Below are 18018 nucleotides of genomic sequence, written 5' to 3' on the forward strand. Positions count from 1 at the left end.
CCCGACCTCGCCGCTCAGCGACCTTGACCCTATAAGCATCGACTCGGCGCCAAGCGTCAAGGGGTAGTTTGTGACGGATTTTTGAATACAACATATTGTGCGGGGAGGGTGTGGAAAATGGGGACGCCGTGAAGATTTTTTCCCTTTTTCGGGAAGCCCTGCGCGCCGGGGAGGAGCGGAAATTCAAGCCCTGTCAGGCGTTTACGCGTTAACCTTTTCGCGGTGGATATTTTTGCCGACGAAATTCATGATTGACAGCTCCGGCGCGTCAGGCGTGCCAGGGCGCGGCCCGCCCACAAGCTCTTGTGCCAGGACGAGGCTTCGAGCGGAGGGGTCAGGCGGCTGCGGAAAAAAGCCGGGTCGTGCGCAAAAGATCGACGAGGCCGGGCTCCTCGATCGACGTGAGGGCCTCGGACAGATGCACCCACTTGCGCTTGCGCTGCTTGCGTTCGGGCCAGCGGCCGCGTTCTTCCTCGAGCTGCATCAGATGGACATCGACATTGCACACGATATCGCCGTTCTTCGGGCGGAGCTTGAGATATTCATAGCTGCCGAGCGACTTGCCGATGGCGGTGCTGATGACGCCGGCTTCTTCCCAGGCCTCGCGTTCCGCGGCGGTGGCGCCGTCCTCGTCGTCCTCGATCCAGCCCTTGGGCACGATCCAGCGACCGGTATCCCGGCTGGTGATCAGGAGAATCTCGCGACGCCCCTTGCGTTCGCGCATCACGAGGGCCGCCGCCTGACGGGCGCCCGGCTCGCGTTCCTCGATCTCGACATGCGGGCGCACCTTTCCCGCGCCGATGGGGCGGAAATGATCGAGAATCGAAAAGATGCGGTCGAAGGCGTTCATGGCACGACTCGCTGATTGTCCATGTTTCATGGTCGGACCATACCATGTCACAATCAAGCTTGCGTCAATCGCAACGGGCAGGGGGCCTGGCGGCCCGGCGCTCAGCCCTTGTGGCCGTTCGAGATCGGCTCCTGGTAGGTAAAGCCCATGTCCCAGGGAAAATAGATCCACGTGTCCTGGCTGACTTCGGTGACGAAGGTATCCACCAGCGGCCGCCCCTTCGGTTTCGCATAGACGGTCGCGAAATGGCCCTTGGGCAGCATGGCGCGCACGATGCCTGCGGTCTTGCCGGTATCGGTCAGATCGTCGACGATCAGCACGCCTTCGCCCTCGGTTTCGAGGATGTCGGGGTGGACATCCTTGAGGATCTGCATCTCACCTTGCGTGGTGTAGTCGTGATAGGAGGCCACACACACCGTGTCGATGCGCTTGATATTGAGCTCACGCGCCAGGATGGCTGCGGGAACGAGGCCGCCGCGGGTGATGCAGACGATCGCGTTCCAGGTTTCGCCGGTGCCGCTCAGGCGCCAGGACAGCGCACGGGCGTCGCGGTGAAACTGGTCCCAGGAAACGGGAAAGGCTTTTTCCGGCATCGACATGATGGGCTCCTCGCAAGTGTCGGGCGTTTGCAGGTGCGCAAGGCTGCGCAATATCGAGCGGCACCCGTTATGCGCTGTCGATTATCCGCGCAAGGCCCTCAAGGGCAAGCCGGGGAGCATTGTGTTCTGGGGATAAAAAGGCGTGCGAGGCAAAGGGGGCCGCGAACGGCCCCTTTTCGTCATCCCTGAAAGTCTTAGCGCGACAGCAGGGTCGGCACAGGCACCTTGCCCATTATCGATCGGGTCACCCCGCCGAAGAGCCATTCGCGCAGCCGCGGGTGACCATAGGCGCCCATGACCAGTAGATCGGCGTTGGTCGCCTTCACATGCGCCTCGATGACCTGCGCTGTCGAGCGGATGCCGCTGCCGACCGTCTCCACGTTCACGCGGATGCCGTGGCGGTCGAGGCTGGTGGCGATCTGCGCGCCCGGAAGCGCACTGTCGATATCGGCAAGCTTGTCGGGATCGACCACCACCACCTGTACCTCTTCGGCAGCCTTCAGCAGGGGCAGGGCATCCTGGACCGCGCGCGCGGCCTCGCGCGAACCGTCCCAGGCGATCAGCACGCGCTTGGCGGGCGTAGTCACCTCAGTCTCGCTGCCGATCATCAGGACCGGGCGTCCTCCCTCGAACAGCATCGTCTCGAAATCCGTGGCCGGCGCATTGTCCCTGGCAGGGTCGGCCTGACGCGCGATCACGATGTCGGCCGTGCGCGCTGAAGACAGCGCCGAGGCCGCGCTGTCGCCGCCGGGCGTGCGCAGGCTGCGCCATTCGAACGAGATGCCCTCGCGCTCGCAGGCCTTCGTGAAGGCATCGGCAACCGCCGACATGCGCCTGTCGGCTTCCTCGTAGAGCGCGTTCAGCGTGGCAGCGTCCGGCATGTCGATGGGCGCTGCCATCATCACGAACTGCGACGGTTCGCCATGGCAGCCGACGAGGTGAATGTCACGTCCGGCAGGCAGGTTGAGCGCGGCCTTGAGCACCGGATCGACATCGGCGGGGCAGGAGAGAACGGCAAGAACGGTCTTGTAGGTCATGGAAGGTCTCCATTCACGGGGCGAGAGGAACTGGCCCGATAGGAAACCTTTCGGCGACCGAAAGCCTTGATCAGGGTCAATCGGAGCGAAGTTGTGATCGCCGCGGATCAGCCGGCGCGTCTGGCCACCAGATCGTCGATCATCGCCTGAACCGCCTCGATGGCTGCATCGACGTCGCTCTGCTCGGTTCCGCGCACCACGATCTCGTTGGCAAAGCCCGTATCGGTGAACCGGGGATAGGAGCCGATGGACACAGCGGTGTTGGCCTGCGCCACCGCGCGCAGGGGTTCGCCGATATCGCCTTCGGGAAGCGGGCAGCCGATGGAGCGCGAAAGAACCTGCCGGCCCTTGCGCAGCGTCGGCATCACATTGTCCAGCATTGCCTGGAAAACCGAGGGCACGCCGGCCATCACATGAACATTGCCGATCACGAAGCCCGGCGCCACGGAGACCGGATTGTCGATGTGCTCGGCCCCCTGCGGCATCCGCGCCATGCGCTTGCGCGCCTCGGTGAACTCGACGCCGCGCTTCTGATAATGCGCTGCCATCAGTGCCATGGCCTTGTCGTCGTAAAGGCAGGGTACGCCGAATGCGCGCGAAACCGCGTCCGCCGTGATGTCGTCATGGGTTGGACCGATTCCGCCCGAGGTGAAGACGTAGTCGTAGCCTTGCCTCAGCGCATTGAGCGCGGAGACGATGTGATCCTCCTCGTCGCCGACGATGCGGACTTCCCTGAGCTCGATCCCGGCTGCCGTCAGCAGCTCCGCCAGATGCCCGATATTCTTGTCCTTCGTGCGCCCGGACAACAATTCGTCGCCGATCGCGAGCATGGCGGCAGTGACTGGGGCTGGTTTGTCCATCGGCAGGTCCTTTCGAGACCTCAGACATGGAGGTCGGGCGCCGCATTGGCAAGCCCGGCCGTGAAAATGTCAACGCCTAGCCGCGGATATGTGCGCGCCTGCCGTCGAGGCCGCTGTGAACAGTCAGTCAAGCATTCCGTCGCTGTCAATCGGTCGGTGGTGGCATATCTTCCCGTCACAGGCCGGTTGCCCGCGGGCGCCGGAGACACGAAATGACACACTGGAGATTTGAAATGACCAAGCTGCTCGTTCTCTACTATTCCAGCTACGGCCACATGGAAGCCATGGCGAAAGCCGCCGCCGAAGGCGCCAAGGAAGCCGGGGCCGACGTGACCATCAAGCAGATCCCCGAACTCCTGACCGAAGAGCAGCAGAAGGCCGCCGGCTACAAGATGGACAAGGTCGGCGAAGTCGCCACCCCGGCCGAACTTGCCGACTATGACGCCTTCATCATCGTCGCTTCGACGCGCTACGGCATGATGGCCTCGCAGATGAAGAATTTCTTCGACCAGACCGGCGGTCTGTGGGCGCAGGGCAAGCTTATTGACAAGGTTGCCTCGGTCATGGCCTCGACCGCCACCCAGCACGGCGGCCAGGAACTGGCGCTGGTATCCACACAGTCCCTGCTTCAGCACCACGGCATGATCATCGTTCCGCTCTCCTACGCCTATCAGGGCCAGATGGGCGTCGACAAGGTGCGCGGCGGCGCGCCCTACGGCATGACGACCATGTCCGACGGTGACGGTTCGCGCATGCCCTCTGAGCAGGAGCTGGAAGGCGCGAAGTTCCAGGGTAAGCGCACCGCCGAGATCGCCATCAAGCTGCACGGCTGACGGCTCCGGCCTGAAAGCTCCGGACAACTGCACGAGCCGGTCGTTCCAGGCAGTCCGATATGACCGGGTGATGCGAGCGGCGAGGGCGCCAGACCACTCTCGTCGTCACAAGGGCCCCGATCGGGCACTCCTGACGGGCGTAGTCGTCGGTCTCTCCAGTTCCGGCGACGACACCTGAACGAAGCGGTCCGTGAGATATATCGCGGACCGCTTTTTCTTTGTCGCCCTGAAATCTGCAAAATAATTTAAAAGTTTTTCTGCCCTTGTGCGCGATGCTGGTATGACATATGTAAAGTCCATCGAATTTGTTTTTCGAACTTTGTCTCTGGCTCCACTGGCGCCAACTGCGATCTTCCTCTCTCAAATCGATTGACCCGATTGTTGCGTGCGTTACGCAGCAACGGATTTTCTATGGACGATTGAAAGGAAATCGACATGACTACTGGAACAGTAAAGTTCTTCAACACCGCCAAGGGTTTTGGATTCATCGAGCAGGAAGGTGGCGGGTCCGACGTATTCGTCCATGCAAGCGCTATCGAGCGCTCCGACCTGAACACTCTTGTGGAAGGCCAGAAGGTCAGCTTCGAGATCGTTGAAGACCAGCGCAGCGGTCGCAGTTCTGCAGAGAACCTGCGGGCAGCGTAACGATATGGCGCTTCTGATCCGTGACCACGGATGTACTGGCACGGTATCTTCGAGGCGTTTGGAAAGGCCGGGGCAACAGCCCGGCCTTTTTGCTTTTTGCGGCAGCCCACAGCCCGGAACATGCGGTCATGAAGGCTGCCGACGGAGCGGCCGGACGAATTTCATCATGAAGGACGATGTCCAATGAGATTCTTCAGACACATTACAGCGGAACCGATGGCCTGGATCCTCTTTCTGGTCGTCGCCGCGATCGGTCTCGGCCTCGCCTATATCGTGCTCTCGAGCCTGCATATCTGATCGGGCGCGGGGAAGTTCGGTCTGGCAAGGCTTGATCCCGGCGCGCCGCTCGGCTACCGGTCGTCTCCGTGCGGACGTGGCGGAATTGGTAGACGCAAGGGACTTAAAACATTCTGTATCCACCAGAGTCGTCTAGCCATAATAAAAACAATGGCTTACCTGTATTTTAAGTCAGCTAAAGCAACGTTATCTGCGTTTTTGGCACTCAATCCTTTTGGCATCTGACGAAAACTCGTTCGCGATCTCTACGACAAATCCGGAAAATCTTGCCGGATGTGACGATGTGTTCTGGAAAAGCCAGTTTTTTCAATGGGATAAAAATCAGTTCCGTTGCCAGAAGTGAATCTGGTAACGGAGATGCCGACAATTAGGTGGTGGGGCTAGTGTGCCTCAACTCCAAATAGAGACAAATTGCCGATTACGACTCTTTGAGGTATAAATTCTACTATTATTTGCGTGAAAAAATCACTGTCTTCAATTTTTCGGAGCAGGCGGTGGCGCTGCACTGAAACATCCCAGATAAATCGATCATTTTCCAGTAGAGTATGAAGTCTCTCGATACCGTCAGGTATGTGCCGATTGTTTTGGGGTATTTGAAGTGCGTCAAATAAGACTTTTAATCTATTGTCGACGTCAACAACTTCGCTCTTGAGGTTGAGGCCGCCTTCAGGGTCATAAAAGTGAATATCGAGCCGCGCCGCAGCAAAATTACGAGAGTTTATTAGTGCAATGTGTCGAACGTCGAGGATGGGAAAGACGCAACACCCCTCCCAACTAACATCGCTATATTCATCGTAATCTTTCCACTTCGAATATTCGGACAGCGGAAGGGATTGCCAAAGGCTTTGCAATTGGTCGTGGATCTGAAGTCTGATACGTTTGGCAAAATCCGGATTAACGGATTTGTTGCCCGAGGGAATGCGGCCACTTAGGAGCAGTTGAAACTTCAAACCGGCTTCCCCTCAAATGGTGCGGGCGGCGGGACTCGAACCCGCACAGCCAAAGCTTCCGAATTTTAAGTCCGGTATGTCTACCAATTCCATCACGCCCGCGCGGCATACTGGTTTACTGACTCTCGCCCGCTTTGCAAACCTAGACCCAAATTTCACACATAATTGGGGAGAGATGACTGTGCCAAAGCTGTGCCAAACTGTGTCGGCGCTGTCACTAGATCACACTTAAAACCCCACAAACGCTAAATTCTGATCGGACTTAAAATCCCTCGGCCTTTGGTCATACGGGTTCGATTCCCGTCGTCCGCACCAGAGCGCATCCCTCACGCCACATTCGCAGCCTGTCTCCGTCCCTTTCCCGTCACCGCCGCGATCGAGTCGGCCAGAATGTTTACGCCCTGATCGATCTCTTCTTCCGAGATGGTCAGCGGCGGAGCGATGCGGAAGACGCCGCCCATGCCGGGCAGCTTGACGATGTTCATGTTCAGCCCGCGGCGGAACGCTTCCTCGGAGATCTTCGAGCCCAATTCGTGATCGGGCTGGCGGCTTTCGGCGTCGCGGATGATCTCCACGCCGAGAAACAGCCCGCGTCCGCGCACGTCGCCGACGCATTCGTGCTCCGCCTTGAGCGCCGACAATCCGTCGAACAGCCGCTTGCCCATCAGGGCCGAGCGTTCGACGAGGCCTTCTTCCTCGACGATATCGAGAACTGCGGTTCCGACGGCGGCGGGCAGGGGGTCGGATGCGTGCGTGGTCAGGAAGAGATAGCCCCGGGCATGCGCTTCCGCCTCGATTTCCGGCGTGGTCATGACGGCGGAGAGCGGCAGGCCGGCGCCGATGGTCTTCGACAGTGTGAGGATGTCGGGCTGCACGCCCTCGCGCTCATGCGCAAACATCTTTCCGGTGCGGCCGATGCCGGTCTGCGCCTCGTCGAGGATGAGGAGCATGCCGCGCTCGCGGCATTTCTGCTTCAGCGCCGCGAGATAGCCGTGCGGCAGTTCCAGCATGCCGCCGCTCGACAGGATCGGCTCGGCTATGAAGGCGGCCAGGCTGCCCGTCGACTGGCTGTCGATCAGCGCGAAGGCGTCGTCGATCTCGGTGCGCCAGTCGAGCGAGCCGTCCGCGTTCTTGAAGCGCGGACGGAAGGCGTTCGGCGTCGGGATGGCGAGCGAGCCGACCGTGGCCGGGCCGTAGCCCTTGCGCCCTGCCGAATAGGTGGCGGATGCCGCGGCCCCCGTCATGCCGTGCCAGGACCGCGAAAAGGCGACGACCTCGTGCTTGCCGGTGATCAGCTTGGCCATGCGGATGGCCGCCTCGTTGGATTCGCCCCCGGTTGACAGGAGCAGCACTTTTTCGAGCCCCGGCGCGAGGGCGGCAAGGCGCTCGGCCAGTTCGACCACCGGGCGCGAGAGCATGCCCGAGAAAAGATGCGCCGCCTTTTCCATCTGCCGCTGGACGGTTTCGACGATCCTGGGATGCGAATGGCCGACGAGGGCGCTCATCTGGCCCGAGGTGAAGTCGAGGATGGGCCGGTGGTCTGCGTCGTAGACATAGGAGCCCTTGGCCCGCTCGATGATGGCGGGCTCGAAGGCGCCGCCGCCCGCATAGCGGATCAGATGCCTGTCGGCGGAAGCCCAGAATGCAGCGTCATTGTTCTTCGACATCGAACGGTCTCCTTTGAAAAGAAGCGAGTGGTTGCTGGATGGAGAATAGCCGCTGGAGCTTTGCGTGAAAAATTGATAGTTCTCTGTTTCAGATATCAGGAAAATTGATATGAAACCGCAGCTCGATCCCAGACTTCTCGCCACATTCGTGCAGGCCGCGCGGCTCGGCTCCCTCAGCGCCGCCGCCGTTCAGGTCGGGCGCACCCAGTCGGCGGTGACGATGCAGATGCGGCGGCTCGAACAGCTGGTGGGGCAGGACCTCCTGCATCGCGCGGGCAGCGGCGTGCGGCTGACGGGAAGCGGCGAACGTTTCCTGGCTTACGCCGAGCGCATCCTCACCCTGTCGGAGGAGGCGGTTTCGGCCTTCAGCGGCACGACGCTTTCGGGGTCGATCGTCTTCGGCTGCCCGGAAGATTATCTCGTCTCGCATTTTCCGCCGCTTCTGGAAGGCTTCGGCAAGGCACATCCGGAAGTGGAGATCCGCGTGGTGGCCGCATCGACGGACCAGTTGAGACGGCTGCTGCAGTCCAAACAGGTGGATCTGGCGCTGGTTTCCACCCGTGACCTGACCGATGCCGACGACATCGTGTCCTCCGAAGCTCTGGTCTGGGTGGGGTCGCAGCGGTCCCTGGAAGCCGGCCGTTTCGCCGAACCGCTGCCGCTGGCGCTGACTGCGTCCAACACGCTCGATCACCGCGCGGCCTGCGATGCGATGGAACGCGCCGGCCTGCGTTACCGGATCGCCTATGCCAGCAACAGCCATGCGGGTCTGGTGGCGGTCACCCGCTCGGGCCTCGCGGTCAGTGTGATGACGGAGAATTCCGTGCCGCCCGATCTCCATGTCCTGGGCGCTCCGCTGCCGGTTCTGCCGCGGCTCGGGATCAGGGTCGCCTATGCGGAGACGGGGCGTTCCCCCGCCGCCCGCGCTTTCGGCGATCACATTGCCAGGCTATTGCCCTCGGGTGACGGCGCAGCGGTATAGGGCGCCTTACAGGGCGATCTTGAACCCGATCCTGAGGCCGCCCCAGTGGCGGCCCTTCACGTGGATGGGGGCCGAGAGGTCCTTCATCAGGGCGAAATTGCCGCCACCCATGTCGCGCCGGTAGGTCTGGAGCAGGAAGGGGCGGGTGCTGCGGCCCGCAGCCAGTCCGGTGCGGTCGTTGAAGATGCGCCGATGGCGGCAGTTGGCGGCGTTCCAGACCGGGTCGTCGCTCTGCGGGTGCGAATAGATCCTGTTGTGGGTCGGCAGATAGCCGTTGCGGTCGACGGCCGCGCAGAAGGTCACGCGCGGGTCGAAATCGAGCATGCCTTCCTGGATCGGGGGCATCAGCCTGTCTGTCAGCCGCGAGAAGCGCGTCGTCACCTGTTGCGGATTGGTGCCCGCGATCGGAACGTAGTTTTCGTCGAAGAGGTCGTCGAGACGGCACAGGCCGCTGTCGATGGCGTTTTCGAACAAGGCGCCTGTTTCCCCGGCCGCCTCGATGCAGCGGCGAATGAGCGGCGTGTCCTCGGTCTCGATGCCGCTCGCCGCGACAAGGCCGATGACGTCTTCCGAAAAGCCGACCAGCTTGTCGATGCGTTGCGAGGCGCTTGTCAGTTGCGCGCTCGACTGACTGACGTCGCGGTCGAGTTCGGAGACCTTCGAGAGCACCCTGGCGCAGATCTGTGTCGTGTGCTCGACCGGATCGGTGATCCGCTCGATATCGCCGATCATGCCCTCGACGGTCTTGCCGAAGCCGGTGAACTTGTGAAGCTCGCCGTCGATCTCGGTCGAGCGCTGATAGGCGGTGTTCGCGACGGCTTCGTTTTCGGCGTTGCGCGACTGCAGGTCGGTGACGACACCGCGCAGGGCTTCGAGCCTGGCCACCATGTCGCGCGAGACGTTGCCGGTCTTGTCGGCGAGCTGCTTGACCGCATCGGCGACGACCGCGAAGCCGCGGCCTGCGTCCCCCGCATGGGCTGCCATGATGCCGGCATTGACCGCAAGCAGCTGGGTCTGCGTGGCGATGCCGCGAATGGATTCGGAGAAGCCGTGGATTTCGCGAATCTGGGCGGATACCTCGTCGAGAACCCGGGTGACCTCGCCGGCGCTGCTCGCCATCGACTTCATGTCCGCAACGGCGTTGCCGAGGATCGACGACATGCTCTCGGTGGTTTCGGCCAGTCCGGCGCGCGTGGCCTGTGCCGCGTCGATGGCGCCGCGGGAGGCTTCCGCGACCGTCGTGTTGGAGGTGGCGATCTGGTCGATGTCGCCGGTGAGCGCGTGGAAGGCGGCCGCATGTTTGTCGAGAGCCTGCGAAACATCGCCCACGACACCGGACGTGTCGGCGATATTGACGGACAGTTCGCCGATGCTCGAACCGATCTGGTTCATAGCATGCTTCAGCTTGCCGATATCCTCGTCCGGGGCATCGGCAATGTCGGGATGCAACTCTTCATTGGTCTCGAAGGAGGCGGGAGAACCCGTCTCGTCAGCCTTTACGGCACGATTCAACGCATGCATGTCTCACTCCCAATTCTCCTCAGGGTAGAATTGGGATGGTTAACGGAGTGATAATTGTGCGTATGGGCAGGATGAAATCCTGGCGTGCAGCCGGGGCTGCCGCGCCTCAGTCGCGCCAGAACAGCGGCGAGAAGAGGACGAGCATCACCAGAATTTCCAGACGTCCCATCAGCATGAGGATCGAGAGGATCACCTTGGCCGGGTCGCTCAGGATCGCGAAGTTGCCCGCCGGGCCGATGATGTCGCCGATGCCGGGGCCGACATTCGCAAGTGCCGTGATCGATCCGGAAATCGACGTCTCGAGGTCGAGCCCGGTGGCCGCCAGCGCCACGCCGCCGACCACCCAGAGGAAGAGATAGGAGCAGATGAACAGGAAAACGGAGCGCACCATCTCGGGATCCACCGTCACCGTGCCGTAGCGGATATTGTGGATGCCGTGCGGATAGATGAGGCGACGCACGCCTGCGCGTACGGCGCTCGAGATGATGACGATGCGATAGGTCTTGATGCCGCCTGACGTCGATCCCGAACAGCCGCCCAGGAATGTCAGGAAGAAGGCGATCGCCACCATGAACGGTCCCCACTGGGTGTAGTCGGCGGACGCATAGCCCGTGGTGGTGATGATCGAGACGATGTTGAAGGCCGCGTGAGAGATCGCGTAGCCGAAGCTCTCTTCGTTGCCGAGGCGGAGATAGATGGTGATCATAAGCGTGGCGCAGGCGATGATCACCAGATAGGCGATGATCTGCGGGTCCCTCAGCGCGTCGAGCCGGCCGCGCGCCATGAAGAGAATGAGCACCGAAAACGGCATGCCGGCGATCGTCATGAAGATCGTCGACGTCCAGAGCAGCGGCAGGGACTGCGCGAAGGCGCCGAAGGATGCGTCGCGGGTCGAGAACCCGCCGGTCGCCATCGTGGTCATGGCATGGTTGACCGCATCGAACAGGCCCATGCCGAAAGTGCCGTACAGGACCGCGCAGGTGGCCGTCAGCCCGAAATAGATGGCGAAGAAGGCGCGCACGAAGACCGCGAAACGCGCAAACGGCTTTTCGTTGGTGTCAGAGGATTCCATCCGGAAATAGGAAAATCCGCCGACCCGCAGGAACGGCAGGACGAGAAGTCCCAGCGCCACGATACCGATGCCGCCGATCCACTGCAGCAGCGAACGCCAGATCAGAATGCCGGGCGCGAGATGATCGAGCCCGCTGATGACGGTGGAGCCGGTGGTGGTGACCGCCGACACGCTCTCGAAGAGCGCGTCCACGAAGCCGATGCCGAGCGAGGAGAGATAGAGCGGGATGGCGCCGCAAATGGACAGTGTCATCCAGAGGAAGTTGACCACCAGGAAGCCGAGCCGCTTGGAGAAGGGGGCCGGATTACCGCGTGTCGACATTGCGGCTGCCAGGCTTCCCGCACCGATGAAGAAGGCCGACAGCGCGAAGACCTTCCAGTCGTCATTGGAATAATAGAGATCCACCATCGCCGGCACCAGCATGGCGGTGGCGAGATAGAGCCCGAAGATGGCGGCGATGAAGATCGCGGATCGAAATGTCTGGCCGTTCACGCCATGCCTCGTCATCCCGCCGCGCCCCCCGTTTCCGGTTGGCTTTCGGCAATCCCCATGCAATAGACCGCCCATGGACAAAACTCAATCGCCCGATGGTTTTCACACACAGGTGGACGCGGCACTCGCGACAATGCGTGATTTGTTTGCCGCAACGCCGCTGCAGCTCAACGATCATTTGTCGAACCGCTACGGCGCCCGTGTCTGGCTCAAGCGCGAGGATCTCTCGCCGGTGCGCTCCTACAAGATCCGCGGCGCGTTCAATTTCATTCGCAAGGCGATCGAGGCCGATGGCGGTCCCGAGACATTCGTCTGCGCCTCCGCCGGCAATCACGCGCAGGGTTTTGCCTATGTGTGCCGCCATTTCGGCCGCAAGGGGGTGGTCTTCATGCCGGTCACCACGCCGCAGCAGAAGATCGACAAGACCCGCACCTTCGGGGGCGAGTTCATCGAAATCCGCCTGATCGGCGATACGTTCGACGCAGCCTACGGCGCCGCGCTCGCCTATGCGCGCGACAACGAGGCGCTGATGGCGCCACCCTTCGATCATCTCGACATCATCCAGGGCCAGGCGACCGTCGCAGCCGAAATCGCCGCGCAACTGCCTAAGGGCGAGACGCCGGATCTCGTCATCCTGCCGGTCGGCGGGGGCGGGCTGGCCGCGGGGATCACGCGCTATTTCGAGGACGATCTCGACGACAGCGCATTCCTCTTCGCCGAACCCGCCGGGGCGGCGAGCCTTGCCGAGAGCCTCAGGGCCGGCAAGCGGGTGAAGCTGGCCAAGGTCGACAATTTCGTCGATGGAGCCTCGGTGGCCGAGATCGGCGCGATCAATTTCGATCTTCTCAGGCATTTCCCGGCAAGCCAGGTGATCACGCCGCCCGAAAATGCAATCTGCGTGACCATCAGCGAGATCCTGAACACCGAAGGCATCGTGCTGGAGCCGGCGGGCGCGCTGGCGCTGACCGTGCTCGACACGCTTCCGAAAGCAGATATCGAGGGCAAGTCCGTCATCGTCATGGTCTCGGGCGGCAATTTCGATTTCGAACGGCTGCCCGACGTCAAGGAACGCGCCATGCGCTATGCGGGGCTGAAGAAATACTTCATTCTCCGGCTGCCGCAGCGTCCCGGCGCGCTTCGCGATTTTCTCGAGCTGCTGGGGCCGGAGGACGATATCTCCCGTTTCGAATACCTGAAGAAGACCGCGCGCAATTTCGGCTCGATCCTCATCGGCATCGAGACCAGGTCGCCGGAGAACTTTCCGCGCCTGATGCGCTCCTTCGATGAGGCCGGTCTCGGTTACGAGGACATCACCGAAAACGAGATCCTCGCCAACCTGATCATCTAGGGTCAGGACCTGTCAATGTGACTGGAATGGCGCTTGAGATGGCAAGATATGCGAGGAAAAGTCCGAAGAGCGGGGCCATCGCCCCGGTCGAGGACTTTGACGCGGCAGACCGCAGCCAGATCAGGCGTCCTTCGGATCGTACGAATTTGCACGGGCTGCTTTGTCGCTAGGCCTTGAAAGGCTTCAGCCTTCCTGCGGCCTCGCTTCGCGCATCCGCACAAATTCGCTCCGACCATTCCAGCCAGATTAACAGGTCCTGACCCTAGCCGTTTTCGACGGTGAACAGCTTGCCGCGCTCGGTCGCGAGCACGATGAGAAGTGCACCGAATCCGAAGCTGAAGAAGGCCGTGGAGATCGGCAGCACGGTCCCGTCGAAGGCTTGCCCGACGAGGCCGCCGAGAACCGCGCCGCCGGTAAATGTCAGCGTTCCGATGAGCGAGGTCGCCGTGCCGGCGATATGACCGAGCGGCTGCATGGCGATCGAGTTGAAATTGCCGGCCACCAGGCCGAAGCTCATCATCGCGATTGCCAGCAGGGTGAACATCACCGCGAAAGGCGGCGTGCCGATGAGGGCCAGCACGAACATGACGAAGGACACGCTGACGAAGCTGACCATGGCTGCGTGCGACATGCGGCGCATGCCGAGCTTGCGCACCAGACGTGCGTTCATGAAGCTCGCGATCGCCATGCCGACGGCATTGCCGGCGAAGGCGAGGGCGAACCATTGCCCCAGCCCGTAAATGTCGTCGAAGATCTGCTGCACCGACACGACCATCGAAAACAGCGCGCCGAAGAACAGCGTCGAGGCCAGCGAATACCCGGCGGCAACGCGGTTGGTGGAGATTTCGACGGCTGCCTGGGCAATCGAGCGAACCGCCAGGCTGCGCCGGTTTTCGGGCGCCAGGGTTTCCTCGATCTTGATGAAGCACCAGATCGCGAGCAGCAGCGAGCCCGTGCCGAGGAAAGTGAAGATCCAGTGCCATTCGGCCACCGAAATGATGCCCTGGCCGAGGGCTGGCGCGAAGATCGGCACGACCATGAAAGTGGTGAAGATGTAGCTCATCACGCGGGCCATGTCGCGGCCCTCGAAACAGTCGCGGATGACGGCCGAGGTGGTGATGCGGACGCCCGAAGCGCCGATGGCCTGGCAAATGCGGGTGACCAGCAGAAACTCGAAACTCGGCGCGAAGCTCGCCGCAAACGAGGCGATCGCATAGAAGATCAGGCTGCCGATCATCAGTGACTTGCGGCCGAAGCGATCGGCGAGCGGGCCGAAGAAGAGCTGGGTAATGCCGAAGCTGACCGTGAAGGCGACGATGACGAGCTGCCGGTCGTTGTCATCCGTGAGCTGGTAGTCGTTGCCGATATCGGCCAGCGCCGGCAGGAAGATGTCGATGGAGAAGGCGACGATCGAGGTCAGTGCGGCCATCAGCACGATGAACTCGTTGAAGCCGATTGCGCCGGGCAGCCGGTAGCTCGGGGACGGGGCAGCGGTTTGCTGGTCGGAACGCTTGTCGAGCATGAGAACTCCATCCGCAAGGCGCCGGACATGGCGCGCGTCGTGCGTATTCGCTTAGAAGTGATGGTCGCGCGGCCGGGCGGAAATGTCCGGGGGCGCTTCGCGGCGGGCCGGGATCGTCAGGATTCCGTGGCCTTTCTCTAGGTAGCTTTACCTGGAGCTGCGGGCAATACCAAATATGTCAGTCCGTTTGACCTTTGTCATGGCGGTTGCGAGACCTATCTTCGTCCAGCCGGAACCTCGCCGGCTGCGGCGCGGAAGGGATCGACGATTCGCCAGCCGAATTCGAGAAGAGGGAGAGCTGCCCGTGCCACGTCGACCATCTCGTCGATCAGCGCCCGGCCATTGAGCATGTCCGGCTCGAAGGGGCGCGACAGCGCGATGTGCTTGAGCTTGAGGAGTTCGAGCGTTTCCGGATCCTCGATGCCCTCGAATCCGCGCGGCGGCCGTTTGAGCATGTCCCGTTCGATAAAGCTGTGTCCGCGCTGGGTGAGCGGCGCGACTGCGGCCCGAAACTGCCCCGGCTTTTCGATGATCGCCTCACGGAACGCGCGCAACTCCTCGCCCTCGAGGCGATAGAAGCCGGCGCCGACGAAGCAATTGTCCGGCGCGATGTTGATGTAGAGAAGCCCCGGATCCTTCTTCGCGCCCGAGCGCGTGACGATCGCACCGAGATTGGTCTTGTAGGGTTCCTTGTTCCTGGAGAACCGGACATCGCGATTGATGCGGAAGATGCTCTGTTTCGCCGAACAGGTCAGCGGAATGTCCTCGTCCGCGAACCGCGCGGCGATATCGTCCATCAGCGCCGCGAGCGGCTCCCGCAATTCCGTTTCGTAGATCTCGCGGTTGTCCTCGAACCATTCCCGGTTCTGATGAAAGCCGAGTGCCTTCAGGAAGGGCAGGGTCTGAGGGCCGAATCCGGAATAGGCGCTCCCCGTCATCGACCGGCCTCCTTGTCCGTGTAGCCGGCCAGGGTGCCGTCGATCACATATTGAAGGATCAACACCACTTCCTCCGGCGTTCTCGCCACGGCAAGGGCAGCCGCGTCCACTTCCTTGAGCGCATGGGCATGCTCGTCCTGATGCATGATAATCAGCGGCTTGCCGAGAGCCGCCGCATAGCCGGCATCGAAGGCGGCATTCCATTGCTTGTACTTTTCTCCGAAGCGGACGACCACGATATCGGCCTTGCCGATCAGCGTCCGCGTGCGGATGGCGTTGATCTGCGCGCCCTTGTGATCGTGCCAGAACTTGTCCGGCTCCTTGCCCAGCAGCGCGACGCCGACATCATCGGAGGCTTCATGATGGGTGACGGGCGCGGAGAAGGAAACCTCAAGGCCCGCAGCCTTCGCACCGGCTTCGATCTGCTCACGCCAGTCGGTGTGGATCTCCCCGGAAAGATAGACGGTCCATGTCATGTGCGAAACCTCGACAGTCGGTAACTCAAAGCTCAGCGATCATCGGTTTTGGCTTGATCGCAAAAACGAAAAGAGGCGGAAAATCCGCCTCTTTTGCGCGTTTCTTAAAGTGCCGTGCCAATCAGGCAGCCTTCACCGGCACGCCCTTCTCCTGAAGGTGCTGCTGGAGTTCGCTGGCCTGGAACATCTCGCGGATGATGTCGCAACCGCCGACGAATTCGCCCTTGACGTAGAGCTGCGGGATGGTCGGCCAGCTGGAGTAATCCTTGATGCCCTGACGCAGGTCGTCATCGGCGAGAACGTTGATGCCCTTGTAGGGAACGCCGAGATAATCGAGGATCTGCACGACCTGGCCGGAGAAACCGCATTGCGGGAACTGCGGCGTGCCCTTCATGAACAGGACGACGTCGTTGGATTTGACTTCATTGTCGATGAATTCATTGATGGCGGTCATAAAACTGTCCTTTCGCATCCGGGTTCAAGGCCCGACGGGGTTCTTGCCCTGAAATAGCCCTTCGGCTGCGACAATACAAGCCGATGCCCATCCTCGTCCGACCGGGAATTTTTCCATGAACCGCTACCTTCTGCTTCTGATCTCGGTGCTTGCCACCCTTGTCGTGGCTGCCATCCTGTGGTGGGCTTTGACGTCGCGGACGACGGTCGAACCCGCGCAAGGCGTGGAGGGCAACGAGGTGGAAGCACTGACGCATGGCTGCAGGAAGACGCAGGTGGACGGCATCCGCTATGTGGTCTGCGAGATCGACCCGGCGACCGCCGATCTCGAGCTCTTCCACGCCGGTCCGGACGGCAAGCCCTGGGGCGATGTGGAAGGTTTCGTCGCAGCGAGCAAGGCGGAGGGCCGTGCGCCGCTGATCGCCATGAATGCCGGCATGTACCATTCCGACCTGAGCCCTGTCGGCCTTCTTGTCGAGGGCGGGGAGCAGATCGCCCCGGTCAACACCTCGGGCGGCTTCGGCAATTTCTTTCTCAAACCGAACGGCATCTTCTATGTCGACGAGACCGGCAAGCCCGGCGTGATGGAGACGGAGGCCTATGTGACGGCCGGGATCAGGCCGCGCATCGCTTCGCAGTCGGGCCCGATGATGGTCATCGACGGGCAGCTGCACCCACGGTTCCTCGTCGCCGGCACCTCCACCTACACCCGCAACGGTATCGGTGTGACGCCGGAGGGGAAGGTCGTCATGGCGCTGTCGCTCGACCCGGTGAACTTCTACGGCTTCGCGATGGCCTTCAAGAACGCCTTTGACTGCCCCAACGCGCTGTTTTTCGACGGCTCGGTTTCGGCGCTTTATGCCGACGGCACCGTCTATGCGGAGAAGCGCGAACCGGCAGGAACGGTGATCGCGGTGATGGAATAGGCGCGAAGGCGAGCGCCTCTTCCTCTCTCGGCCCTTGCGGGGGAGATGTCACCGAAGATGACAGCGGGGAATGCCTCAGACACCGAAATCGCGGAGGGGCATCCCCTCTGTCTGCTGGCGCAGACACCGAAATCGCGGAGGGGCACCCCCCTCTGTCTGCTGGCGCAGACATCTCCCCCGCAAGGGGGGAGAGTGGCGTGTGGTGGTATCGTGCTCTCCCTCTGTCTGCTGGCGCAGACATCTCCCCGCAAGGGGGAGAGTGGCGTGTGGCGGCATCATGCTCTGCGGATAGCGGGGTACGCAGTCTCTCTACTCGTCATTCTCGGGCGGGGTACGCAGTCTCTCCACTCGTCATTCTCGGGCGGGGTGCACAGTCTCTCCACTCGTCATTCTCGGGCTTGACCCGAGAATCCATACCCTGACGTGTCATCCTGAACCTGAACCGTCGAAGGCTTCACGCAATGGTTGCCTCGGTCTCCAAGACGGAGACGCCCGAGCGCTGGTTCCTGCAATGGGGTCGGATCACGGACTGGATGCCCGGATCAAGTCC

The 18018-nt window shown here is 61.7% G+C and carries 17 protein-coding genes and 1 tRNA gene; 5 read left to right on the top strand and 13 right to left on the bottom strand.

Annotation, left to right across the window (positions count from 1 at the left end; genetic code table 11):
- Positions 1-334: 334 nt before the first annotated feature.
- The 4 genes from E2A64_RS08005 to E2A64_RS08020 form a co-directional block, all read right to left on the bottom strand.
- Entirely contained in the window at positions 335-850 is a 516-nt protein-coding gene (locus E2A64_RS08005; protein WP_158285719.1) for an NUDIX hydrolase, read from the bottom strand.
- 101 nt (positions 851-951) lie between these two features.
- Positions 952-1449 (bottom strand): xanthine phosphoribosyltransferase, encoded by a 498-nt coding sequence (gpt, locus tag E2A64_RS08010; RefSeq protein WP_133283850.1) that lies wholly within the window; start codon positions 1447-1449, stop codon positions 952-954.
- 194 nt (positions 1450-1643) lie between these two features.
- Positions 1644-2486 (bottom strand): universal stress protein, encoded by an 843-nt coding sequence (locus E2A64_RS08015; RefSeq protein WP_133283851.1) that lies wholly within the window; start codon positions 2484-2486, stop codon positions 1644-1646.
- Positions 2487-2593: 107 nt separating this feature from the next.
- Entirely contained in the window at positions 2594-3352 is a 759-nt protein-coding gene (locus E2A64_RS08020) for a competence/damage-inducible protein A (protein WP_428977467.1), read from the bottom strand.
- 227 nt (positions 3353-3579) lie between these two features.
- Between E2A64_RS08020 and wrbA the strand changes: the two genes are divergently transcribed.
- Both wrbA and E2A64_RS08030 read left to right on the top strand, forming a co-directional pair.
- A complete protein-coding gene (wrbA, locus tag E2A64_RS08025) occupies positions 3580-4179 on the top strand; it encodes an NAD(P)H:quinone oxidoreductase type IV (RefSeq protein WP_133283853.1) in 600 nt (199 codons plus the stop codon).
- 435 nt (positions 4180-4614) lie between these two features.
- The gene (locus E2A64_RS08030) at positions 4615-4824 is read left to right on the top strand and encodes a cold-shock protein (RefSeq protein WP_133283854.1); all 210 of its coding nucleotides are present in this window, start codon (positions 4615-4617) and stop codon (positions 4822-4824) included.
- 677 nt (positions 4825-5501) lie between these two features.
- Here the strand turns inward: E2A64_RS08030 and E2A64_RS08035 are convergent.
- The 3 genes from E2A64_RS08035 to E2A64_RS08045 all read right to left on the bottom strand — a co-directional run bounded on the left by E2A64_RS08035 (position 5502) and on the right by E2A64_RS08045 (position 7738).
- Positions 5502-6071 (bottom strand): hypothetical protein, encoded by a 570-nt coding sequence (locus tag E2A64_RS08035; RefSeq protein WP_133283855.1) that lies wholly within the window; start codon positions 6069-6071, stop codon positions 5502-5504.
- 17 nt (positions 6072-6088) lie between these two features.
- Positions 6089-6173: transfer RNA gene (locus tag E2A64_RS08040), tRNA-Leu, on the bottom strand.
- A gap of 224 nt (positions 6174-6397) precedes the next feature.
- A complete protein-coding gene (locus tag E2A64_RS08045; protein ID WP_133283856.1) occupies positions 6398-7738 on the bottom strand; it encodes an aspartate aminotransferase family protein in 1341 nt (446 codons plus the stop codon).
- Between the two features lie 109 nt (positions 7739-7847).
- Here E2A64_RS08045 and E2A64_RS08050 point away from each other — a divergent pair, with 109 nt between their 5' ends.
- A complete protein-coding gene (locus E2A64_RS08050; RefSeq protein ID WP_133283857.1) occupies positions 7848-8720 on the top strand; it encodes a LysR family transcriptional regulator in 873 nt (290 codons plus the stop codon).
- A gap of 6 nt (positions 8721-8726) precedes the next feature.
- Here E2A64_RS08050 and E2A64_RS08055 read toward each other — a convergent pair whose 3' ends face one another.
- Together E2A64_RS08055 and E2A64_RS08060 are read right to left on the bottom strand one after the other, a co-directional pair.
- A complete protein-coding gene (locus tag E2A64_RS08055; protein WP_133283858.1) occupies positions 8727-10241 on the bottom strand; it encodes a methyl-accepting chemotaxis protein in 1515 nt (504 codons plus the stop codon).
- Positions 10242-10347: 106 nt separating this feature from the next.
- On the bottom strand, positions 10348-11805 hold the full coding sequence (locus tag E2A64_RS08060) for a TrkH family potassium uptake protein (RefSeq protein ID WP_428977468.1): 1458 nt from the start codon (positions 11803-11805) through the stop codon (positions 10348-10350).
- Between the two features lie 73 nt (positions 11806-11878).
- On the opposite strand from E2A64_RS08060, the gene ilvA reads away from it, so the two are divergent.
- Complete coding sequence (gene ilvA / locus E2A64_RS08065) at positions 11879-13153, top strand: threonine ammonia-lyase IlvA (protein ID WP_133283860.1); 1275 nt, start codon at positions 11879-11881, stop codon at positions 13151-13153.
- A 262-nt stretch (positions 13154-13415) separates the two neighbouring features.
- Here the strand turns inward: ilvA and E2A64_RS08070 are convergent, their stop codons facing one another.
- The 4 genes from E2A64_RS08070 to grxD form a co-directional block, all read right to left on the bottom strand.
- Complete coding sequence (locus E2A64_RS08070; RefSeq protein ID WP_133283861.1) at positions 13416-14675, bottom strand: multidrug effflux MFS transporter; 1260 nt, start codon at positions 14673-14675, stop codon at positions 13416-13418.
- 215 nt (positions 14676-14890) lie between these two features.
- Entirely contained in the window at positions 14891-15613 is a 723-nt protein-coding gene (locus E2A64_RS08075; protein ID WP_133283862.1) for a DUF2461 domain-containing protein, read from the bottom strand.
- Entirely contained in the window at positions 15610-16089 is a 480-nt protein-coding gene (locus tag E2A64_RS08080) for a YtoQ family protein (RefSeq protein WP_133283863.1), read from the bottom strand. Before E2A64_RS08080 ends, E2A64_RS08075 begins: the two co-directional genes overlap by 4 nt.
- A 121-nt stretch (positions 16090-16210) precedes the next feature.
- A complete protein-coding gene (gene grxD / locus E2A64_RS08085) occupies positions 16211-16543 on the bottom strand; it encodes a Grx4 family monothiol glutaredoxin (RefSeq protein WP_133283864.1) in 333 nt (110 codons plus the stop codon).
- Between the two features lie 115 nt (positions 16544-16658).
- Here grxD and E2A64_RS08090 point away from each other — a divergent pair, with 115 nt between their 5' ends.
- A complete protein-coding gene (locus tag E2A64_RS08090) occupies positions 16659-17468 on the top strand; it encodes a phosphodiester glycosidase family protein (protein WP_133283865.1) in 810 nt (269 codons plus the stop codon).
- The last annotated feature ends 550 nt before the right edge of the window (positions 17469-18018 follow it).

This window comes from Pseudohoeflea suaedae (genome assembly GCF_004354915.1).
In the GTDB taxonomy this organism is placed as follows: domain Bacteria; phylum Pseudomonadota; class Alphaproteobacteria; order Rhizobiales; family Rhizobiaceae; genus Pseudohoeflea; species Pseudohoeflea suaedae.